This window comes from Citrobacter sp. CFNIH10 (assembly GCF_002934585.1).
Lineage (GTDB): Bacteria > Pseudomonadota > Gammaproteobacteria > Enterobacterales > Enterobacteriaceae > Citrobacter_A > Citrobacter_A amalonaticus.
On sequence record NZ_CP026216.1, the window covers coordinates 406,316 to 427,285 of the forward strand.

Consider the following 20,970-nt stretch of genomic DNA (forward strand, 5'->3'; position numbering starts at 1 on the left):
AGCGCCATCCGGCATTCTCTTTCGATTACTTCAACACATACCCGTATAACCGTTTAATGCCATCGGCATCGGTTTCACTATAAACGCCCTGCAACTCCGGCGAGAACCCAGGCAGCATATTCACCCCCTCTTCCAGCGCCAGGAAATAACGCTGTACCGCACCGCCCCAGACTTCGCCCGGCACTACGCACAGCACGCCCGGAGGATACGGCAGCGCCCCTTCCGCCGCGATACGGCCTTCGGCATCACGAATGCGCACCAGTTCAACATCACCACGAATAAAGGCGCTGTGGGCATCCTGTGGGTTCAGCGCCACCGTCGGGAAACTCTCCTGACGGAACATCGCTTTTTGCAGATCCTTCACGTCAAAACTGACATACAGATCGTGCATCTCCTGACACAGTTCGCGCAGGGTGTAGTCGCGATAGCGCACCGGATATTTATTGAAGATAGTCGGAAGCACCTGTGCAAGCGGCGTGTCGTCTTCGATATGCTGTTCAAACTGTGCCAGCATCGCCGTTAAATGCGCCATTTTTTCCGGACTCTCGGCGGGCGTCAGCAGGAACAGAATCGAGTTGAGATCGCACTTCTCCGGCACAATACCGTTTTCACGCAGGTAATGGGCCAGAATGGTGGCCGGAATACCAAAATCAGTATAACGTCCGGTCTGCGCATCAATACCCGGCGTGGTGAGCAGCAGCTTGCACGGATCGACAAAATACTGATCGTCGGCATACCCTTCGAAGCCGTGCCATTTCGCGCCCGGCGCAAAGCTGAAGAAACGCCGCTCGCGGGCAATCACCTCGGTGGGATACGACTGCCACGCCTTACCCTCCACAACCGGCGGAATGAACGGCACAAGCAGCTTACAATGGGTCAGGATAGCCTTACGCGCCTCAATCCCCAGCGTCACGCACTCTGCCCACAGACGTCGACCACTCTCCCCTTCGTGGATTTTGGCATTGACATCCAGCGCGGCAAACAGCGGGTAGAACGGACTGGTTGAAGCGTGCAGCATGAACGCATTGTTCAGCCGCTTATGCGGACAGAAACGCGCCTGGCCACGAATGTGATTATCTTTCTTGTGGATCTGCGAGGTCTGTGAGAACCCGGCCTGCTGTTTATGCACCGACTGGGTGACGAAAATACCCGGATCGTTTTCATTCAGCTCCAGCAGCAGCGGCGAGCCGTCGGCCATCATCGGGATAAACTGCTCATAGCCGACCCAGGCAGAGTCAAACAGAATGTAGTCACAAAGATGACCGATTTTGTCGATCACCTGACGGGCATTGTAGATCGTGCCGTCGTAGGTTCCCAACTGGATGATTGCCAGCCTGAAGGGACGCGGCAACTCTGCCTTTTCTGCGGCTATGTCGCGGATCTGTTCGCGCAGATACGCTTCATCAAAGCAGTGTTCATCGATCCCGCCGATAAAACCAAACGGGTTACGAGCAGCCTCCAGATATACCGGAGTCGCCCCCGCCTGAATCAGCGCACCGTGGTGATTCGATTTGTGGTTGTTGCGATCGAACAGCACCAGATCGCCCCGCGTCAGCAGCGCATTGGTGACCACTTTATTCGCCGCTGACGTGCCGTTCAGGACAAAATAGGTTTTATCGGCGTGGAAGACTTTGGCGGCAAACTTTTGCGCATCTTTGGCTGACCCCTCGTGAATCAGCAAATCCCCCAATTTCACGTCGGCATTGCACATGTCGGCACGAAAAACATTTTCACCAAAGAAGTCATAGAAATGACGCCCGGCTGGGTGCTTTTTAAAGAATGCGCCGTGCTGATGTCCCGGACAGGCGAACGTGCTGTTTTTCATTTCCACATACTGCGTCAGCGTGTCGTAAAACGGCGGCAGAAGGTCTTCCTCATACAGGCTGGCGGCAGATTCCAGCTCCAGCCACTCCTGCGCAGTACCGCGAATAACGGCGGTCGCGCCTGCGGGTAGAGCTATGTTCTCTTCGGTGAGAATAAAGACCGGCAGATGAAAGCCCGTGCGTTTGAGTAACGCAAGAATGCCGCTACGGCTATCGGTAACGGTCATGACGACGGCAGCGACATCGGTAAAGTCGGTACTGTCCAGCGCCACAACGCCGCGATGAGTAGATAAACGAGAAACCAGTTCACTACTGGCGGCAATGTTCATTGATTTCATAAGCGCAAAAACCCGTTTCGGGAGAATAAGAGTCCCGGACAAGGCTCATTGCCCTGCCCCACGAGATGTTTAGGTCAAACTGGTCACCAGCTCCGACCGCCAGACATCAGTAAAAGCAGACCGTTTCTGATTTTACTGTTGTCTTGCAGTGAGCATACGTTGCCCTCACCGCATGGTGAGTAAAAGGGAAGGAATAACGAGAAGGGGCAGCCATCGCGCTAACCGGCGATGCGAAAGGCGATGTGAAGGTGTTGCGTTCATCCCATGCGGCCCCGAACAGACTGGAGAAAATTCGCGCAATCATGGCACCTTTAACCAGGAGGGGCAAGATTTAATTCTTATGCACACTTGTTGCGGTTAAACAACACTGTAAATGAGAACCAGGTCATAATAATGCACTTTGACAACATAATGAGCAGGAGCTTACGTGGTAATTGGACCTTTTATTAACGCCAGCGCCGTTTTGGTGGGTGGTGTTATTGGCGCCCTTCTTAGCCAACGTTTGCCGGAACGGATTCGTGTCTCCATGACCTCTATTTTCGGTCTCGCGTCACTTGGCATTGGTATCTTACTGGTGGTCAAATGCGCCAATCTTCCGGTTATGGTGCTGGCAACGCTGGTCGGCGCGCTAATTGGTGAGTTTTGTTATCTGGAAAAGGGGATCAACACCGCCGTCGCCAAAGCGCAGACACTCTTTATGCGGTCGGGTAAAAAGCAGCCCCATGAATCGTTTATCCAGAATTATGTCGCCATCATTGTCCTTTTCTGCGCCAGCGGGACGGGGATTTTTGGGGCTATGCGCGAAGGAATGACCGGTGATCCGAGCATCCTGATTGCTAAATCCTTCCTCGATTTCTTTACCGCCATGATCTTCGCCTGCTCTCTGGGTATCGCCGTGTCGGCTATCGCGGCTCCGATGCTGCTCATCCAGTTTTCACTGGCAACCTGCGCGGCGCTGATATTGCCGCTCACCACCCCCGCAATGATGGCCGATTTCAGTTCGGTCGGGGGATTATTGCTGGTCGCCACTGGTTTACGCATCTGCGGGATTAAGATGTTTGCCGTGGTCAATATGCTCCCGGCGCTGCTCCTCGCCATGCCGCTTTCCGCCGCCTGGACCGCGTATTTCGCTTGAGAATGCGTGCAATAACAGCAAAGTGGTGATAGATTGTGCAGTCTGCGTTGAATTGAAGAAATTTCGTTGACGAAACGAGGCGGATCGGTTTTAATGCGCCCCGTTGCCCGGATAGCTCAGTCGGTAGAGCAGGGGATTGAAAATCCCCGTGTCCTTGGTTCGATTCCGAGTCCGGGCACCACTCATTTAGAAACGGACGTCTACTGACGTCCGTTTTGCTTTATAAAGTCAACAAGTTATCCCCTTCCAGTTGTCTACTACTGTCCGTTAAAATCTACTGGCAGCTCCCTCTATTTGTTGGTAAAAATGTTGGTAATCTCAGTTCGATGGGATTTTTACCAACATTTGCACAGGAGGCTTGTTATGCGCTTAACTGATATTGCTGTAAAAAACGCCAAGCCTTCCGACAAGCCAACTAAAATTTCTGATGGCAAAGGGCTGTATCTGCTCGTTCATCCTAACGGCTCGAAGTATTGGCAAGCGGCTTATCGCTATGATGGTAAGCAAAAAGTCTTCTCAATTGGCACCTACCCTTCTGTTTCGCTCTCAGAAGCTCGTACAAGCCTCTTAGCGATGAAATCTCTGTTAGCCAGTGGTATCGACCCACTTCAACAGAAAAAAGCTGTAAAGGCCGAAGAGCGAGGAGATTTTACGTTTGAAGCCGTAGCTCGTGATTGGCACAAAAAAATGTCTGTTAGTGAGCGGTGGATACCTCAGCATAGTGAGCGTATTTTAAACAGTCTTATTAATCATCTTTTCCCTGCTATCGGCTCAAAAGATATTACCAAGTTGACTACGCGCGATCTGTTGCTACCTCTGCGTAAAATTGAGGGCAAGGGCCAACACGAAACCGCTTCACGTTTAAAACAGCGTATTACCGCTATTATGCGTTATGCTGTCCAAGAAGATATGATTACCCATAATCCCGCTAATGAACTTGGCGGCACGTTAATCACACCTAAAAGAACGCATTATCCAGCGCTTGAACTTGAGCAGATACCTGATCTTTTAAGTCGTATAGATGCGTATAAAGGCCGTAGGCTCACTGTATTAGCTTTAAAACTCACTTTATTAGTTTTCATTCGGTCGAGTGAACTACGCTTCGCTCGCTGGCCTGAAATAGATTTTAAAAATGCCTTATGGGTTATTCCGCCAGAAAGAGACGAGATCGAGAACGTTAGATTTTCTGAAAGAGGATCTAAAATGCGCATACCTCATTATGTACCGTTAAGTCATCAGGCCATTGAAATATTAAAAGAGCTAAAAGATATTAGCTATGATATTAGCAATGGTGAGGGTTTGATATTTATCGGTTGTCATGATTATCGTAAACCTATGAGCGAGAATACCGTTAATAAAGCATTGCGACTTATGGGCTATGACACTCAAACTCAAATTTGTGGGCATGGTTTCCGCACAATGGCCTGTAGTTCTCTTGTTGAGTCAGGTATATGGACTGAAGACGCAATTGAAAGACAAATGAGTCATAAAGAGCAAAACAATGTTCGTGCTGCTTATACTCATAAAGCAAAACATATTACGCAGCGTCGTTTGATGATACAATGGTGGGCTGATTATTTGGACGCAAACAAAGAAAGACATATTATGCCGTTTGACTTCGCTAAAATGTTATAGGGGGATTTATGGATACTGTGATTTTCAATAACAATGAAGATGCGTACAAAAAGTGGTTAAACGATAATCCAGAAGGATACGTTGTTAACCTGTTAGAGAAAGCCAAAGGTACGGCAAGTAAATCTGACATAAATAGCACATGCCTCCACCATGTGAACTGTTTCGCTATAAATCCTTTAGTGTCAGATAAAGAAAAAACTGGATTTACAACAGGCCAGTATCAAAAAATATGTTCTGTATCAGAGGAGTCTGCTTATAACAAAGCTAAAGAACTTACAGGACTAACGACCATTAAACGCTGTTCTTTTTGTTTTAAGCATGTAGATATATAACAATTTAATACTAAAAAATAAAAGAGGTTTCAAGCCTCTTTTATTTTGGTTTAAAGGTTGGATATTTGACACTCTGTTCTGCTTCCTGCTGTTGTAGTTTTAATGTTTCTTTTTTTAAGTTTGATTTCAATTTGGATTTAAATCTATTTTCATAATCAAACATATATAATGGTTTTTTCTTTATTTCTTCTTTAATCACTTTTTCTTTATTTTTGGGCTGAATAACAGGTTTTCTAATATTTAACCTTTCTCTTATCTCTTCGATCTTAGTTGCTCTACTATTGAAACTGCGACGGCCTTTGAGTCTAAAGTTATTCGTGGCTGTTGTGGCTGTTTCTGCATGATCAAGTATCCTACTGATAGAACCGCTGCTAAGTTTAGAACTCCTACTATTGAAGCCACCTTGATTATAAGTTTTGATTGGTTCTTTATTGTATTGTTTTTTAACTCTGTTGAGTACTTGTGCAGCTTTTTGTGTTGTTCTTCTAACTTTTGGGCCTGTTGGTCTATTATATTTTTCGCTGAGTTTAAAGCTGTTGTGGTTGCTTCTAACGAGTTGTTTACCCTCGTAAGTGTCTGTTGTGTCTGGTTTAATGCTGTACTGACCGACTCCGATAATATCATCATCGTTTCTGATAATGGTTCTACCGTCATTGATATTTGGTTCAATAGGTGATCGTCCAATACTATTTTCGTCATCTGTTTTTCTTGCTGCGAATCTTCTAATGAGTTCATCATCTCTATTTTTGTCATATTTCACCTTGCCTTTAATAGTGTTCCAACTGTATTTTTTACCTAACTGTGAGCCTTTAAAATAAATATTTTTTTCATTATTTTTGATACCAAACGACACTCCGGCGACGTTGCCAGTGCTTGCAACGTTGAAGGCCGGATCGATGCCAACAGCCTGCAGTCTGTCTATGAATGTCTCAAGGTCTGGTTTTCCTACCATAGCCGCCTGTAATGCGTTCTGTAGAACGATACGAGCTGGTTTCTCACCTTTGCGTAGGGCTTGCTCGATCTCGTTCTTGGTTGGTGCTGATACCTCTGATTTTTGCCCTTTGAGACTTTGTGTAATGGTTAAGCCGTGCTTTATCTCCAAACGTTCACAAGCTGCTATTGTGTTAAATGCTGAGTGCTGACCATGCCATACGGAACCGTCTAAACCAATCCTATTGGCTACAATATGGATATGTTCTTTATCTGTATCGTTATGACGCACACAAATATATTGATGCTTTTCTATATCAATATTCATTTCTTTCAAATAGTCTTTTGCTATCTCCTGCCATTGTTCATCTGTTAAATGTTCATTTTTTGGAAGAGATAAAAACGCATGAAAAACAGGTTTTTTTATATCTTGTCTAAAGCTGCTTACAGTTTTAAACTCATCAGTTAAATCACTAACATTATTATAATCACTTGCCATGTTGCTACATATGAAATCGTGATCATCTTTTAATATATACTCAACTCTATTTTTAAATGATCTCCCTGTTTTAGCTACGTTTCCTTTCATACAGTATAAACCTCACAAGCCTTTAATATTCTTTTCATAAGTTGCTTTATAGCAAAGTTAGCTTCTGCGGCTACAGATTGTTTAAAGTCTTCGTTGGTATTTAGTTTTTTAGCAATCTGATTTATATTATTACCTTGATGCTGTATTTCCTTAAACAAGGATTGTTCAAAATCCGGCATTTTTCTTTTAACAATAGGTTCAGAGTTTAAAATCTCTTTTCTAATGTAATGGCCTCTTTCAAGGCCGGAGGCTTCCACAAGTTCTTTTAAATAGTCAAACTCTGCTTTGTTTACTCTAAACTGTATAGATATATCTCTACGTTCTGCGTGATTTAAACCCTTGCGGCCTCTTTTTCTATCTGTATCCATATTTACCACCTCCATAAACATAATCTTTCATTGCTTTGATATAATCTTCATCTTTTTGATCTTTCAAAGCTTCAATAAGATCTTGAGTTTTATTTTCTTTAATATAGCGATAAGCTACAAAATAACATAAATCTTGTTCATCTTTATTTGCTTCAAGAAATGCTGTATTTTCTTCATTTGGGTCTATATAATAAAAATATCTTGCTAATAGTTCTAGCAAGGACTGATCTATATCATTCTCATTCATTTTAAACACTCCTATATATATTTATAAAAACTACCGGATTTTACCGCCTCCCCTTTGATAAGGGGAATAGGCGGAAGGGTAGATATTTTTCAACCCTACGAGCAAAGCGAGATAGGGCCAATCGAAGATTGGGGTATAATACCGGCTACGGGATTACACCTTGCCTCAGTTTCCGAAAAGCTAAAAATAAAGCTGAACTCAACTTATATTTAAATAAATAACCGATAATAAGATCTAGTCAATAGCGGCTACATAAATAAATACACTTCACGCCGAATAAAAAGCAAATAAAAGATAGGGTAAATAATATACTGTCTATTGGTAGCTGTGCGTAATAGGTAGCTTTGCGTAAAAAATGCCGCTGCTTTTGATCGGCGGCGACAGAAAAGTAGAAAACTTGTTTTTCTGCTTTTGCTGGCGTCCATGCATTACAAACAACAATAAAATCAATAACATAAAAACAACAAACCAATTGCCGAATTAAAGATTTCAATAAAAACTCCAATATGCTATTTTATAAACATCAATACCTTAAAGGATCTATGATGAAAATAAATAAATTTACCTTAGCCATTTTATTTACATTATCCACACAATCTATAGCATGGGCTGATAATATTAATCATGGTTTAGATGAATACGGTAAAAAAGTATCGACGACTTCCGAAAAGGGAGCAATAAACTATATTAAATCATATCGAACAACTGAAAAACCATTAAATGCGTATAGAATGGATTTTGATACCTCTGAAAAAAATCTTTTGAGCGTGCCAAATGCTGCTCATGATAAAACAGCTAAATTGCAAAACTTAGCAATAACTAAAGCATGGGAAGTTAAATTTTGTCAGCCAGATCTGATTAACTTCATGTTAAAAAATAATATTGATATGGTCAGCGGTGCTCTAATAAGTAAAGGTGATATACAACGAATGGCAGTTTGCTTTAAAAGTATGCAATTACCTGAATCAGTATCAGATAAAAGCGATAAAGATATTGTTATAGGCTCATGGTATGACGACGTTGGTTCGCCTGAATTTTTGGATGCAACATTTACAATAACAAAAACATCACAAGGATATTTTTTAAAACGATTAAATGGTGATGGTAGTAGTGGGACCTATAAAATAACAAAACTTGATAATAAATATAAAAAGAACAATGATAAGTTCGGTTCTTATTATATAATAGATACTGAAGGATTAAAGATTTATGACAAGGATGGGTATATAAGAACAGCAAGAAAAAAATAATATCTTTAGTTTATATTTATTGGTGCCTGATAAAATGGCACCTTACTATTTTATATTTCCCGCTCTAGTTTTCCATTCCATTTTTATTTATTTTTTGTACTAGTAGTACTAGAATTTTATCAGCTTAGGTTCTGGGGTTTTAGATGGCGACTTTCAGTCGTAGTAGTTTTCCGTCAGGAAAACTTAGTTTTTCTTTAAGCATTCCCCCCCTACCCCCCACGCCAAAAATGGAAAGATAGAAGATGCTCATTGCGTCTTGAAAATATTCAGAACGTTTCCATTCTGATACTTCCCCCACGACCCACGCAAACAATACCATTGTTATTTTAAAACACTTCTCGTTTTACTAAAGAAGCTATACTAATGTTCTAAAAAACTTTAGGTATTGCGATTCAGGTTGGCAGCTACGTATCACCCGGCACTGCCACAATAACATAAGAACCGCCAATCACTTGAGGAACCTTCATTCTTATACCTGATACAGCAGGTTTTAACGTTATTGCTTTTGAGGATTAAAAAGGGTTCTGGAAATGGTATTTAAAAGACTTGTAAAAAGTTGGGATTTAGATTTGACAAATATAAGTTGATTAGATAATACTTTATTTATATTTGTAATCACGTTCTCGTATAACTGATTACAAGACTTAAAAAAGTCAGCGAAAACTTTTTTAGTCCTTAAAAAGTCAGATTTAATATCTGGCTTTTTTTGTATCTTTATTCTTTATAGATCTCTATATATTACCTGTCAATATAGAATGAAAAATATTTTAAACATCATGATCAATTAGATAAAAGAAAACAAAAAAGGCTGGATTTTATCCGGCCTTTACTCGAAGTATTCAATATTTTCCATATATAGCCTTAAAACGCTCTGTATGCGATTTTAGACGTTTTACACTATAAATAGTGTAATCATATTCAAGATAACAAATAGTAAGTGAGAGTGTTTTTACGCAGCCTGATTACGTGAATAAAAAATCTTTTCATCAATCCACGCATCGATTTCACTTTCAATAAATGCGATAGATCGTTCACCTGTTTTTACGGGAGCCGGGAAACTATTATTTTTAATCAGTCGATAAATCCAAGCTCTGCAAAATCCTGTGCGATCGATTACCTCAGAGATACGGATTAGTTTTGTTTTTTCTTTCATATATTTTTCCTTTTGTTATTTGATGGAATGTATTATTCGAATATCGCTTATGACGATCAACACCTATTTTTGGCATTTTCATGGCTTTTAGAGTGGAAACGGAGATAAAAGAAGATAACTTAATTAAAAACAATTAGTTATCATTTTTAGCAAAAAGTGCTTTTTTATTTGACAACACGATGTTTACACCATCTAAAAACCGATGTTTACTGATGTCTACTAACGAATAATAACGTAACTTATTGATTTAAATTGACAACACCTATGATTTGTTGGTAAATATACGTTGGTAAAAAACACTACATACTTATTTTTATTCGATAAAACATAGGATTGTATACATGTTCGATTCCGAGTCCGGGCACCAAAATTTAGTTTCATGGCGTCTCTATACGTCCTGAAACGTTAGAAAATCAGTAAGTTAAATAAACCTGATGGTACTGAAAAGTTCCGTCAGGTTTTTTGACATCCAGAGTTTTTGGGGGCTTAATTGGGGGCCTGTTGGTTCGATAAACTCTGGAGCCCCCGCGATGCCACTCACCGATACCGCTATCCGCAATGCAAAGCCGCTCGATAAACCTTACAAACTCAGCGATGCGCAGGGTCTTTACCTGCTGATAAAACCCAACGGCTCTAAACTCTGGCACCTCAAGTACCGCTTTGGTGGCAAGGAGAAGAAGCTGGCGTTTGGCGCTTACCCGACCGTTACGCTGGCGAATGCGCGTAAGCTGCGCGAAGAAGCTCGCGCCGTACTCAGCGCGGGCGATGATCCGGGGGTGAAAAAGCAGCAGGAGAAGCAGGCAAAGAAAAGCGGTAATACCTTTGAAGAAATCGCCCGTAAATGGGTGGCAGGCAATATCCGCTGGACTGAGGCACACGCCGCCAAAGCACTGCGCTCGCTGGAACTGCACGTTTTCCCGCTGATTGGCAGGATCCCCGTTGCCGACCTGAAAACCGCCGATCTGCTGATCCCGCTGCGGGTGGCGGAGAGAAAAGGCAATCTGGAGACCGCTGCGCGGATCCAACAGCGCACCACTGCCATTATGCGCTACGCGGTACAGGAGAGCCTGATCGCCAGCAATCCGGCGAACGATCTTACCGGCGCCATCGCGCCGCCGCCGAAAAATCACTACCCCGCCCTGCCGCTGGAGAAAATGCCGGAGTTACTGGAACGCTTCGAGAGCTATTCCGGCAGGCTATTAACCCGTCTGGCAGTGCAGCTTAACCTGCTGATCTTTATTCGCTCCAGCGAGCTGCGCTTTGCCCGTTGGGCGGAGATCGATCTGGATGGCGCAATGTGGACTATCCCCGCCGAGCGTGAGCCGATCCCCGGTGTGCGCTATTCAGAACGTGGCGCGAAGATGAAAACGCCGCATCTGGTGCCGCTGTCAAAACAGGCGGTCACGGTGCTGAAACAGCAAAAACTATTATCCGGTAACAGCGAGTTGTTGTTTCCCGGCGATCACGATCCGCGCAAGCCAATGAGCGAAAACACCATCAACAAGGCGCTGCGGGTGATGGGCTATGACACGAAGGTGGACGTGTGCGGTCACGGCTTTCGCACAATGGCCTGTAGTGCGCTGATTGAGTCCGGACGCTGGTCGAAAGATGCCGTAGAACGGCAGATGAGCCATCAGGAGCGTAACAACGTGCGCGCCGCGTATATCCACAAGGCGGAGCACCTCGACGAGCGCACGCAGATGATGCAGTGGTGGTCGGACTATCTCGACGCCTGTCGGCAAAAGTTTGTTGCGCCATATCGGTATGACAGGCAGGTTCAGGTGGCCTGAGCTATTCAGCGAATCACACAGGAAAGCAGATCTCAGCGGATCTGCTTTTTTATTTGCGCCAGTTCACCCGGATAAACACCGTTCTGCGCCAATTTAGCCCTTTCAGCCCTTTGGCCTTTTCCGGTCTGGCGCTGTTACCCTTAACGTTCCTTTACCCTTCGGCCTTTTGCTTTTCATGATTGCACCAGAACAGGAAATCCCCCCTCTTCCCGCCGCCCGTAAACCTGCGCCACATACCGTCCGCGCCCGTCGCCGTGGCCCAAATCCATTGAGGTCAGCGCCAGCGCTTCCCTGTGACTGAATCCCTGCGCCAGATAGTGACGGAGCGCATCCTGCGTCCACGCGTAGCGCAATGAATGCGGGGTATAAATCCCTGTCAGCCCGGCCTTCGCTATCTCTTTGCGCCAGTAATTCATCGCTTGCTGTAGGCTGGGCCGGTCAATCAGCCTGCCGTTACGTTCTTCTGCAACAGCCAGGGCGTTTTCCAGCGCTTTTTTCACTGCACCAGTATCCTGAATAATGGTTTCACGCGGACGATTACCTTTGGTGCCAAATACCACCGTCAGCCGGGTTTCGCCGCGCTCCAGCGCCTGTTTCCACGTTTTTAATGACTGACAGCACTGTACCGCTTCCTGCGAGCGTAGCCCCATCAGTCGCGCCAGTTCCAGCGTCGCCGCCAGCCCTGCGTCTTTGTCACGGACGGCTTCCAATACCTTATTGTAATACTCCTGCGTGATGGCCCGGTTGGTGCCGTTACGGGATGCGCCAGCCAGCCCTAGTGATTTATTGGTCAGCCGCTCATGCTTTGCCACCTGCTTACGTCCAGCCTGTTGCAGCACGCCACGCAGCGCGGCCATTTCATTTTGTAGCGTCCGTTTACCGATCTCCTGCGCCAGACGCGCCTGAATATAGCATTCGATATGGCGAACCTTGATCTGCTCCACCCGCTGGATCTGGATATTCAGCGAGCGTAAATGGCGGCTGAACCGCTGCACAATATGAATGCGATCATCCACCGTTTTAAAACTGCCGCCCGCTTTTTTAGCCAGCGCCTTCATTTCACCACCTAATTTACCCATAGCTACCCCTTGCCGCTTGATGAAAAGCACAATCTGGCCCCGGCGTATGCTTTGTGGCTGTGCCAGAACGATACCTTCACGCCGGAGTGGCAGGTTGTTGAGGTGTAGGGAGTTTCAGACTGTACGCGGTACAGGCTGCCTGCGTGAGCAGGAAATTCTCCGGGGCGTCATGCCCCCCTCGGTATCGATCTTTTTCTCCTTTTCTGAACCGACAGCGGCCTGAAAACGGCGTGTCAGTGTGGGGGATTGAGGGCGCAGGCCAGATTTTCCGTGGCTTGCGTCGGCGTGGTGGAACGGCGTCACTTGCGCCCGCGTTGCGGGACTCAAGTGACGCCCGGTCAGGTATCGTGCTCTTAGAGGGCACATTCTGGTGCAGTTTTACGGCCACGCGGCAGCAAAGCCTTGCGGCAATGCAGGCCGCAGCCCGTTAAGGTTAAGGACGCTGATGTGGCAGCAGGTAAAGATGAGCCGGGAAATCGTCAGACTTCCGCGAGTAGAAACATAGCCAATGAACTGGCGCAGTGAAAGGACGTAGTGTGTATGACTCTTAGCCTCCGCCGCGATGTTCTGCGACCCGGTGTTTGCAGAGGTCTGCACCGGTAAAGGGATCAACCATTCCTGATGGAACAGGCGCTTCTTTCAGGTCATGAAGCATTGGGCGCTATCGACGACAGCATGGAGCAGGAGGGAGATTACACCCGGTTGGCACGAATGAAAAGGGGAAACCTTTTTTCTGGAAATTGAGTTGCTTGTGGATTTTTTCGCGATTTTATGAATGACAGTCTGCCGCGCTTCGCTTGTCTTCTCCCGACCTTCCGCCTGCACATGCAGGCAGAAGATCGGGAGAGTCTGTTTTGCTTTAGCGATATTCAGGCTTGCGGTAGCGGGAAGGCCAGATTTGCTCTGGCGCAACACCCAGCGCATCCGCAATCAACCTTTCACCTTTGGGCCAGTGGCGGGTAAGCGCATTTGCCAGAGTTGAGGATGCCAGCCCCGACTGACGAGACAGCGCCGCCAGCGAAGTGCCCCGTTTTCTCAGCCCGGCGATAATGTCGGCGGAGTGCCAGTCCTGCTGCATCATGCTGTCACCTCCTCGATAAACTTCACGCCATCGGTGGTACGTATCCAGCGCGGAGCCTTAAGTTCAGCGGCAAAGCACCAGACCAGCTCACACAATAATCCTGTCAGCGTCTGTTCCATTTTCGGCAGTAACGCCCGCCCCGTCAGAAGCTGCGCCAGCGTGAGTGAGTAGTCACAAAGTAATTCGGAACCGGGTTCAAAGCAGGTGGAGCTGGCGGGAAGGGTATCGGTGGTCAGGCTTTCTATCAAGTGGGGCGGAATGGGCTCGTTCAGCGTGGGACGCAGCAGCGCAAGACAGGCGGCAAGCCGTCCGTAAAGCGCCAGCCGTAGCGCCGGATCATCGCTTTCAATGAGGGTGTCGGCGAAGTTTTCGCAGTGGCTGGCCAGTACGGTGAAATCCGTGGCGGCGTTGAAGGGAACGGAAAGTAACGGGTGTGTTTGAGTGGGGATCGTAGCCATAGTGGCAGCCTCCTGTAACGTTTTATATTTCCGCCACCGGAGAGGTCAATCTCACGGGTGGCAGAACCGGACGGGGTTGACCTTACCGGCGTTACAGGGAACCGGCGCGTCTTGCGACGCCCCCGCCCGGCCCGCCATAGAGGTGTAGCCGTGCGCACGACATAAAAAAAGACGCGGGCGCGTCGTATGTCGCCTGTAACAGTTTTCAGGAGGTCAAGCCCGGCACCTGAATTTGCAGGTACGGATAAAAGATACCGCGATTAGCGGTTAACAGCAAGCGAGGTTATGGAAGACAGATCGCAAATAGAAAAAACTGTCTTTAAATTGTACGGCCATCTCAAAATAGATAATTATCAATAAATTAGCGTGGCATCAAATTATGCTTCTCAATTCGTTATTAACATAAACCGCCTTTGCATGTTAATAATCCCGGAGTAAATGATGTCTGTAGAAAACCGTTCGAAGCTGCTTCGTATGACCATCCGCAACATTGGATGTATAGGAAATGAAGGTATCGATATTGCGCTTGATAATATTGTTTGTCTGGTAGGAAAAAACAATGCCGGTAAGTCTACTGTTCTCAGAGCCTATGAGTTAGCCAAAGGAAGCGTGCCATTTGATCCCGCGCATGATCGACACCAACACGCTCAACCGGATCAGCCTTCTGAAGTACTTCTCGAAGTACATATTCCTCGAGGCATTGGCAACGTTGATGAAAAATGGAAACAGGAAAGAGATGGACTTCTTGTTGTAAAAAGCCGCTGGCAATGGTGCGCACCTGATTTTCAGAAAGTCCGTACTACCTGGGATCCGAACGGAGACGATGGACAGGGCTGCTGGGCGGAGGATGGCAAAGCAGGCGGTGCCGATCCGGTATTTGGTTCCCGGCTTCCCAGACCGCTACGGATTGGTTCACTTGAAGATGCAGCGAAAACAGAAGAACTGTTACTTAAACTTGCTCTGTCACCTCTGTTCACAGAACTGGAAAAAGCCCGGAGTAATCCAAAATCCGATCTGGCAAAAGCGATTGAGAGTGTTTCCTCCAGTATGAATGCTCTCAGCGAGCAGCATCAGGAACATTTCAATGGTATTGCGGGTAAGATCTCGACGGGATTCAAAAGTATTTTTCCCCGACTGGATGTTAGCCTTAACGTGTGTGCGGCACCGCTTGTTCCAAAAGTTGACGAACTTATTAAAAATGGTTCGAGTTTAAGAATTTCGGATGGAAGAGCTGATACCGATTTGGTTCAGCAGGGAACAGGGGCTCGCAGAGCGTTATTCTGGGCAATGCTTCAGGTCCATAATGAGCTTAATCGCGATAAAGAGGTACGCGGCGACTATCGCAAACGCCTTGAAAAAGATATTACCGAGCTTTCGAAAAAAGTAGCGAAACCCACCAAAAAAGATGATCCGGAACAGCTGGCAGAGTATTTAGCACAGGCCAAAGCGTTACTGGATGCCCACGACAGTGGCGCACCAATCCCGGACAGCCCGGAAGATCCTGCCTTTCCCGGCTACCTGCTATTAATCGATGAACCAGAAAATGCTTTACACCCTATGGCTGCCCGAGCAGCTCAGCGTCATTTATACCAACTGGCAAAAAACCCGGACTGGCAGGTCATTCTGACTACCCATTCGCCTTATTTTATCAATCCGTTTGAAGACCACACCACTATTGTGCGTTTAGACCGGGAAAGAGATGATGACCAGTCCCCGGTAACGCCGAGAACCTATCGCTCAGATCTGATTGAATTTGAAGGCGATGATAAACAAAGGCTTCAAGCGTTACAGCATATCGATCCCAGCTTTTCTGAGGTCTTTTTTGGTTCACACCCTGTACTGGTTGAAGGCGATACGGAACATGCTGCATTTATGGCGTCCATCATAGAACGCAATCATGCGCTAATGGATCAGGTTGCTATCATCCGCGCTCGGGGAAAAGCCATACTGGTGCCGCTGATAAAAGTACTTACGCATTTCAAAATTGATTTCAGTCTGGTGCATGACGCCGATTCTCCGCTGAACTCAAAAGGAAATAGAAATGGTATGTGGACAGAAAACGAAAAAATCAAAAATGCCATCCGACAGGCCAGAAGTGAAGGACTTACGGTTCGCCACCGCGTCAGTGTGCCTGATTTTGAACGTTTTCTGGATGGAGACGAAGCGTCGAAAGATAAGCCACTAAATGCTTATCTGCAAATCACTCAGGACGAAGGCCTGGCTACTGGTGTTCAGGATTTATTGACCGCACTTATTTCTTCCGAACAGCACTCCCCTTTTGAAACAGTCAGAGATACCAGTCACTACATGCAACAATTGCTGGAGCAGGTTATTAGCTGGGCAGAGCAGCACGGTAAACAAGAGGATCCCAGATTCAGACGCAATGCGGAACCACTAAACGCTGAGGTCTGATACAGAAACCGACAGGGTCGTTCTTCATAGCGACTCTGTCATTAATTATACTAATGTAGACATGTTTTTGCTGACATCAATATGCTTGTATACCTTGATAGATATGGTCTAAAATAAAATTACATTGGTATTAAACGTCAGTACAGGAGAATCAATGTCTGTTGCCGCTCTGGCCCGCCAGCGGGTTCACCGCATGAAGCGGGGCATCCCCTTTTCCATCAGCGGATTTTACTCGCTGGGAAGTCGTGCGTCAGTACAACAGGCAATGAGTCGTCTGGTCAAAGAAGGCCTGCTGGTCCGGGTTGAACGCGGTTTTTACTCCCGGCCAAAACCATTGAAAAATCTGCCATCCGTAAACGTTGTCGCCAGCGCCAATGCCGTTGCCGCAGCATGGGCAAAAGAGCGCGGTTACAAAATCACCCTTCAGGGACTGGAAGCCGCTTACCGGTTAGGGCTACAAACGCAGGCGCCGGTTAAACGCATCTACTGGTCAAACGGCCCTACGCGAGAGTTCCGTGTCGGTAATGAGTTGGTACGGATCCAGCATAAATCAGCAAGCCGATTACGTTGGCTGAACCGGCCTGAAGGAGAGCTAATGCGCGGTTTGCTGAGTCTGGAGCAGGAATATACCCCGCCGGAAACGCTGAAGAATGCTTTTCATCGGCTGAGCATCCCGCCCGCTAAAGCCCGACAGATTGCCGGAAAGTTAATGAATGAGCCTGCGCTTCACGCATGGCGCTCACAGCTGATAACGTTGCAAAAGGCGCTCTGATGGACATTTTTGATTACTACCGGAGCGCATCGCAACGCCGTGAGCTTCAGGAAATCCTCTCTTACGCGGCGCAGCAGCATCCCTCCGGGCTGGGAGCCAGCTTTCTGGAAAAGGATCTCTGGGTAACGGAGATCCTTCGGCTGCTTTTTAATGAGGATCTGCTGGGAGATTTATCTGTCGCGTTTAAAGGTGGAACAGCGTTAAGCAAATGCTGGAACGTGATTGAGCGTTTTTCTGAAGATATCGATCTTTCTGTTCACTGGGCCGATCTGGCAGGTCACTCAGAAGAGGAAGAACAGCAGGCGTGGGAGCAAAGCACGCTAAATAACAGCCAGAATCGCCGGTTCAGAGAGCAGCAGCAAGAGCGCTTAACAGAATGGACAAACGCGCTGGCAGAACGGTTAAACCAACGCTTTCAGGCTTATGAAATTCCGGGCCTTGAAGCAAAAATGGAACCCGACAGCGGTGGCGAAAAAGTCGATATCTATTTCCCACGGGTGAAAGAAGACAGTATGGCCTATCAGCGCGATCATATTCTGTTGGAATTTGGCGGACGAAATCGTGGCAAGCCAACCGATCAGATGCCTGTTGTGAGCTATCTGTCCGGGATTGCTGGAATGGATGCACTTCTGTTACCCGCCGCGACCGTAAACGCTTATGACACCGGTTATATTCTTTGGGAAAAGCTGACGGCGCTGCACCAGTTCTGCACGCAAACCAAAGCGCCAAATTCGGCCCGACTGGCACGCCATTGGTATGATGTGGATTGTCTGCTGAGTAATCATTTTGCCAGCCCCTATGAAACGCTAGAAGCCATGCGCAATGTGGTCGAGATGAAGCAACGTCGCTGGTCTGTACCGGGTGTGGATTTTACTCAGGTGATTGTCGGAAACTTGCAACTGTTGCCTGACGATGCTGAACGGTTCGCCGCGATCGCCGGGGATCATCAAACGGCAGTGGAAGGGGGAATGTTCTTTAGTGAGCCTGACAGATTTGCTGACATTGCCGATCGTCTTCGTCATGCACAAGATGAAATCAATCGTTTTATGTGTGATTCACAGGTATAACCTGGCCCTGCCAATTGCTCCCTCAACCATATGGCATAATCCTTTTGAATAACAGGGTTTTTATGCTTGTACTCCAGCCCATTCGCGGTATCATTTTACGATCTCTCTTCCAGTTTTATGCTTACCGCCTTTGCCGCTCGTAGAACAATGCCGGGAAGCATTATCAGCGATTAAGGGCACGGAATGGGCTTCTGGATATTTGTTATTATGCTGGCGGTTATCTGGCTTCTGTTTTCCAAAAAGAAAAAGTCGCCTCCCCTCAATATAAACAGCAAAATCATCGCCAAAATAAATCATTCATCTCAACACAAATATCCCAATAAGCCAGCCAACAGCGTGACAAATATGCATTCTCAGGCATCCGATGATGACGAACTGGCAACCTTTAGCTTTGTTAATGGACAGGCGGTCGAATACAGCACCAGCCGCCAGCCATCGCGAGAAAGCGCCGCCCGGCGCAATACTACGCCAGCACGATGGGTCAAACCGGGAGAAAGCATCACCATTCAAAACGTCGTCATTAATCACGGTCATTTTTATTTCGGCGGACGATTAAAAACACATTCATCAGGGGAATATGGCTATCTTTATAACGATGGTTCCGACGCTTCGCTGGTTAACGACGCTTTCCCCATCGAGCCCATTTCACGGCATTATTATGATGAATCGCTGGGATACTGGCCCAGCTTTGCCACACTCTCCCCTCGCTGCCGTGGCGCCTATCTTGACTGGCTGGCAAGCGATCGTAGCGATGCAAGCTGCCCTGTTGGTTATGTTTTTATCTATTTTTACGGTCTTGAACGCCGCGTACTGGCGGATGGCACACAAGAAGCCATTTCTGACGATGAATTCAAAGCATTATTCGAAGAGATATCGCGCCTGAGAACCGTATTTCAGGCAAACGGCTCCTTCCGGCATTATGCAACACAGTTGCTGGAAATGATGATCATTCTCAGACCGAAGCTGCTTTCTATATATACCGAAAACGAATATTTCTCATCGAGGGGTTCATTACTGTTCAGACTGAATCTGGCAACGGTGGTCGATAAAGGACAACCTGTTTGTGCCGATCTGGCACTGGCATGGATACACTATTTTCCTGATTACACCCTGCGCACGCCTGCCCGTCGATGTCATTCTGAATTTTCCGCGTTATTCAAACAGCGCTATACCCAAAAATACGGTGACGGTATTGTCGTCAAACCCAATAAAACACGGTTGTATTTAAGCTATACCCCCGCCAGTGGTACGCTTCGGGAACTTCAGGTAAAAAAACAGATGGACCTTCCCGATCCCAGTGTTTTAAAAGCGCCAGTTCAGAAATTAATTCCTGTTGCAGAATCCTGTATCAACGCGCTGGATGCCTACAGTCGCTATCTCGGTAAAAAGGATGCCTCAGCAAGTGACGTCGCCGCCATCATGCTGCTTCCCGATGAAATACTGACCGAAGACGCAGAACACCTGTTTGCTGAATTCAAACGCTGGGCAGATGAGAAAATCCGTGAACATTCAGGACTGGCGACAGTGGCTGATTTCTGGGCCAGACTGGGTATGCCTGTACCGGATAAGATCAATAAGAAAGAAGCCGAGTTGATGCAAAATTTCGCCCGCCGAGCAGGCTATGGCATTGCGCCGGATATGCGCTATCACCTTGTCCGGTCAGAACCAGAAGGACACGTTGTTTTGTTTCCCGAAGGACATGCGGAATTCTACGTACCGTCGGCGGAATTTACGTCAGTCTCCGTGGCGCTTCGGTTGGGCGCCATGATTGCACAAATGGACAAGCGTGTGGATGTTGCTGAACAGGCCACGCTGGAAAAAACCATTGATCACAATGATACGTTGTCGCCAACAGAAAAACGTTCGCTGCACGCCTACCTCACCTGGAGGCTCAATACGCCTGCAAATCAGGCAGGCCTGAAAGCTAAAATTGAACAACTCAGCGATAAAGAAAAATCCGCTATTAGCAACGTTATTATCAGCGTCGCCTGCGCAGATGGAAAAATCGATCCGGCGGAAATTAAGCAACTGGAAAAAATCTATACCAGCCTCGGCCTGGACAGCAGTACCGTCACCAGCGATATCCACTGTCTGTCAACCGCAGAAACAACGCCGACGGCTACGTTACAAACCCCATCAGCGACGAGCGGCACGTTTTCTCTTGATGAACGGATCCTTGCCCGTCATGAGTCTGATACCACGGACGTACGCCAGTTACTGAACACCATCTTCACCGAAGATGAACCCGCAGATGAATCCCCGGCGGAGATCCCACCACACGCTGGCACAGGTCTTGATGAAGCACATCACCAGCTTTACCAACGTTTGCTGGAAAAAGAGCGCTGGGCGCGAAACGAAGTCGCTGAGCTATGCCAGCAATTTAATTTGATGCTAAACGGCGCGATTGAAGCAATTAATGACTGGTCTTTCGAACAGGTTGACGCCCCGGTGCTTGATGATGACGATGATATTTACGTTGACCTGGAAATTGCACAAGAACTTAAAGGATAA

Annotated in this window: 18 protein-coding genes and 1 tRNA gene; 10 read left to right on the plus strand and 9 right to left on the minus strand. The window is 46.7% G+C overall.

What is annotated here, in order from left to right:
• Positions 1 to 25: 25 nt before the first annotated feature.
• Positions 26 to 2,161 (minus strand): ornithine decarboxylase, encoded by a 2,136-nt coding sequence (locus tag C2U53_RS05220; RefSeq protein ID WP_044255681.1) that lies wholly within the window; start codon positions 2,159 to 2,161, stop codon positions 26 to 28.
• Positions 2,162 to 2,588: 427 nt separating this feature from the next.
• Between C2U53_RS05220 and C2U53_RS05225 the strand changes: the two genes are divergently transcribed.
• The 4 genes from C2U53_RS05225 (at position 2,589) to C2U53_RS05240 (ending at position 5,263) form a co-directional block, all read left to right on the plus strand.
• A complete protein-coding gene (locus C2U53_RS05225) occupies positions 2,589 to 3,296 on the plus strand; it encodes a DUF554 domain-containing protein (protein WP_042998075.1) in 708 nt (235 codons plus the stop codon).
• 105 nt (positions 3,297 to 3,401) lie between these two features.
• A tRNA-Phe gene (locus C2U53_RS05230) sits at positions 3,402 to 3,477 on the plus strand.
• Between the two features lie 182 nt (positions 3,478 to 3,659).
• On the plus strand, positions 3,660 to 4,931 hold the full coding sequence (locus C2U53_RS05235; RefSeq protein WP_016240326.1) for an integrase arm-type DNA-binding domain-containing protein: 1,272 nt from the start codon (positions 3,660 to 3,662) through the stop codon (positions 4,929 to 4,931).
• Positions 4,932 to 4,939: 8 nt separating this feature from the next.
• Positions 4,940 to 5,263: a hypothetical protein gene (locus C2U53_RS05240; protein ID WP_016240325.1), complete on the plus strand. Its 324-nt coding sequence runs from the start codon at positions 4,940 to 4,942 to the stop codon at positions 5,261 to 5,263.
• A 40-nt stretch (positions 5,264 to 5,303) separates the two neighbouring features.
• Here the strand turns inward: C2U53_RS05240 and C2U53_RS05245 are convergent, their stop codons facing one another.
• Genes C2U53_RS05245 through C2U53_RS05255 form a run of 3 tightly spaced genes read right to left on the minus strand, consistent with a single transcriptional unit; the run spans position 5,304 to position 7,397 of the window.
• Positions 5,304 to 6,782, minus strand: coding sequence for a relaxase/mobilization nuclease domain-containing protein (locus C2U53_RS05245; protein WP_049109143.1), 1,479 nt, complete (start codon positions 6,780 to 6,782; stop codon positions 5,304 to 5,306).
• A complete protein-coding gene (mobC, locus tag C2U53_RS05250) occupies positions 6,779 to 7,150 on the minus strand; it encodes a plasmid mobilization relaxosome protein MobC (RefSeq protein ID WP_064168947.1) in 372 nt (123 codons plus the stop codon). Before mobC ends, C2U53_RS05245 begins: the two co-directional genes overlap by 4 nt.
• Positions 7,137 to 7,397: a hypothetical protein gene (locus C2U53_RS05255; protein WP_104445692.1), complete on the minus strand. Its 261-nt coding sequence runs from the start codon at positions 7,395 to 7,397 to the stop codon at positions 7,137 to 7,139. The genes mobC and C2U53_RS05255 overlap by 14 nt, the downstream gene beginning before the upstream one ends.
• Before the next feature lie 542 nt (positions 7,398 to 7,939).
• Between C2U53_RS05255 and C2U53_RS05260 the strand changes: the two genes are divergently transcribed.
• Positions 7,940 to 8,647, plus strand: a complete 708-nt coding sequence (locus C2U53_RS05260) for a hypothetical protein (RefSeq protein WP_172740558.1) — start codon at positions 7,940 to 7,942, stop codon at positions 8,645 to 8,647.
• A 949-nt stretch (positions 8,648 to 9,596) separates the two neighbouring features.
• On the opposite strand, the gene C2U53_RS05270 is transcribed toward C2U53_RS05260, so the two are convergent.
• Positions 9,597 to 9,800 carry an AlpA family transcriptional regulator gene (locus C2U53_RS05270; RefSeq protein ID WP_016240318.1) on the minus strand — a complete coding sequence of 68 codons (204 nt, stop codon included), beginning with the start codon at positions 9,798 to 9,800 and terminating at the stop codon, positions 9,597 to 9,599.
• 530 nt (positions 9,801 to 10,330) lie between these two features.
• Between C2U53_RS05270 and C2U53_RS05275 the strand changes: the two genes are divergently transcribed.
• Entirely contained in the window at positions 10,331 to 11,590 is a 1,260-nt protein-coding gene (locus C2U53_RS05275) for an integrase arm-type DNA-binding domain-containing protein (RefSeq protein WP_104445694.1), read from the plus strand.
• 173 nt (positions 11,591 to 11,763) lie between these two features.
• On the opposite strand, the gene C2U53_RS05280 is transcribed toward C2U53_RS05275, so the two are convergent.
• From C2U53_RS05280 to C2U53_RS05305, 3 genes are all read right to left on the minus strand, one after another.
• Entirely contained in the window at positions 11,764 to 12,669 is a 906-nt protein-coding gene (locus C2U53_RS05280; protein ID WP_104445695.1) for an integrase domain-containing protein, read from the minus strand.
• Between the two features lie 859 nt (positions 12,670 to 13,528).
• Positions 13,529 to 13,750 carry a helix-turn-helix transcriptional regulator gene (locus tag C2U53_RS05300; RefSeq protein ID WP_104445698.1) on the minus strand — a complete coding sequence of 74 codons (222 nt, stop codon included), beginning with the start codon at positions 13,748 to 13,750 and terminating at the stop codon, positions 13,529 to 13,531.
• Positions 13,747 to 14,208 carry a hypothetical protein gene (locus C2U53_RS05305; protein ID WP_104445699.1) on the minus strand — a complete coding sequence of 154 codons (462 nt, stop codon included), beginning with the start codon at positions 14,206 to 14,208 and terminating at the stop codon, positions 13,747 to 13,749. Before C2U53_RS05305 ends, C2U53_RS05300 begins: the two co-directional genes overlap by 4 nt.
• Before the next feature lie 438 nt (positions 14,209 to 14,646).
• On the opposite strand from C2U53_RS05305, the gene C2U53_RS05310 reads away from it, so the two are divergent.
• The 3 genes from C2U53_RS05310 to C2U53_RS05320 all read left to right on the plus strand — a co-directional run bounded on the left by C2U53_RS05310 (position 14,647) and on the right by C2U53_RS05320 (position 18,459).
• The gene (locus tag C2U53_RS05310; protein ID WP_246876150.1) at positions 14,647 to 16,620 is read left to right on the plus strand and encodes an ATP-dependent endonuclease; all 1,974 of its coding nucleotides are present in this window, start codon (positions 14,647 to 14,649) and stop codon (positions 16,618 to 16,620) included.
• A 154-nt stretch (positions 16,621 to 16,774) separates the two neighbouring features.
• On the plus strand, positions 16,775 to 17,392 hold the full coding sequence (locus C2U53_RS05315) for a DUF6088 family protein (RefSeq protein WP_034940173.1): 618 nt from the start codon (positions 16,775 to 16,777) through the stop codon (positions 17,390 to 17,392).
• Entirely contained in the window at positions 17,392 to 18,459 is a 1,068-nt protein-coding gene (locus tag C2U53_RS05320) for a nucleotidyl transferase AbiEii/AbiGii toxin family protein (protein ID WP_104445701.1), read from the plus strand. The genes C2U53_RS05315 and C2U53_RS05320 overlap by 1 nt, the downstream gene beginning before the upstream one ends.
• 90 nt (positions 18,460 to 18,549) lie before the next feature.
• Here C2U53_RS05320 and C2U53_RS30265 read toward each other — a convergent pair whose 3' ends face one another.
• On the minus strand, positions 18,550 to 18,756 hold the full coding sequence (locus tag C2U53_RS30265; protein ID WP_246876172.1) for a hypothetical protein: 207 nt from the start codon (positions 18,754 to 18,756) through the stop codon (positions 18,550 to 18,552).
• On the opposite strand from C2U53_RS30265, the gene C2U53_RS05325 reads away from it, so the two are divergent.
• Complete coding sequence (locus tag C2U53_RS05325) at positions 18,667 to 20,970, plus strand: TerB N-terminal domain-containing protein (protein WP_246876160.1); 2,304 nt, start codon at positions 18,667 to 18,669, stop codon at positions 20,968 to 20,970. The genes C2U53_RS30265 and C2U53_RS05325 overlap by 90 nt on opposite strands.

What these genes read in the sequence shown, in the direction of transcription:
- C2U53_RS05315 (WP_034940173.1), top strand. Translation starts at nt 16,775, where the DNA reads ATGTCTGTTGCCGCTCTGGCCCGCCAGCGGGTTCACCGCATGAAGCGG.
- C2U53_RS05320 (WP_104445701.1), top strand. Translation starts at nt 17,392, where the DNA reads ATGGACATTTTTGATTACTACCGGAGCGCATCGCAACGCCGTGAGCTT.
- C2U53_RS05270 (WP_016240318.1), bottom strand. Translation starts at nt 9,800, where the DNA reads ATGAAAGAAAAAACAAAACTAATCCGTATCTCTGAGGTAATCGATCGC.
- C2U53_RS30265 (WP_246876172.1), bottom strand. Translation starts at nt 18,756, where the DNA reads ATGATTTATTTTGGCGATGATTTTGCTGTTTATATTGAGGGGAGGCGA.
- C2U53_RS05305 (WP_104445699.1), bottom strand. Translation starts at nt 14,208, where the DNA reads ATGGCTACGATCCCCACTCAAACACACCCGTTACTTTCCGTTCCCTTC.
- C2U53_RS05220 (WP_044255681.1), bottom strand. Translation starts at nt 2,161, where the DNA reads ATGAAATCAATGAACATTGCCGCCAGTAGTGAACTGGTTTCTCGTTTA.
- C2U53_RS05235 (WP_016240326.1), top strand. Translation starts at nt 3,660, where the DNA reads ATGCGCTTAACTGATATTGCTGTAAAAAACGCCAAGCCTTCCGACAAG.
- C2U53_RS05240 (WP_016240325.1), top strand. Translation starts at nt 4,940, where the DNA reads ATGGATACTGTGATTTTCAATAACAATGAAGATGCGTACAAAAAGTGG.
- C2U53_RS05260 (WP_172740558.1), top strand. Translation starts at nt 7,940, where the DNA reads ATGATGAAAATAAATAAATTTACCTTAGCCATTTTATTTACATTATCC.
- mobC (WP_064168947.1), bottom strand. Translation starts at nt 7,150, where the DNA reads ATGGATACAGATAGAAAAAGAGGCCGCAAGGGTTTAAATCACGCAGAA.
- C2U53_RS05255 (WP_104445692.1), bottom strand. Translation starts at nt 7,397, where the DNA reads ATGAATGAGAATGATATAGATCAGTCCTTGCTAGAACTATTAGCAAGA.
- C2U53_RS05300 (WP_104445698.1), bottom strand. Translation starts at nt 13,750, where the DNA reads ATGATGCAGCAGGACTGGCACTCCGCCGACATTATCGCCGGGCTGAGA.
- C2U53_RS05245 (WP_049109143.1), bottom strand. Translation starts at nt 6,782, where the DNA reads ATGAAAGGAAACGTAGCTAAAACAGGGAGATCATTTAAAAATAGAGTT.
- C2U53_RS05275 (WP_104445694.1), top strand. Translation starts at nt 10,331, where the DNA reads ATGCCACTCACCGATACCGCTATCCGCAATGCAAAGCCGCTCGATAAA.
- C2U53_RS05310 (WP_246876150.1), top strand. Translation starts at nt 14,647, where the DNA reads ATGATGTCTGTAGAAAACCGTTCGAAGCTGCTTCGTATGACCATCCGC.
- C2U53_RS05325 (WP_246876160.1), top strand. Translation starts at nt 18,667, where the DNA reads ATGCTGGCGGTTATCTGGCTTCTGTTTTCCAAAAAGAAAAAGTCGCCT.
- C2U53_RS05280 (WP_104445695.1), bottom strand. Translation starts at nt 12,669, where the DNA reads ATGGGTAAATTAGGTGGTGAAATGAAGGCGCTGGCTAAAAAAGCGGGC.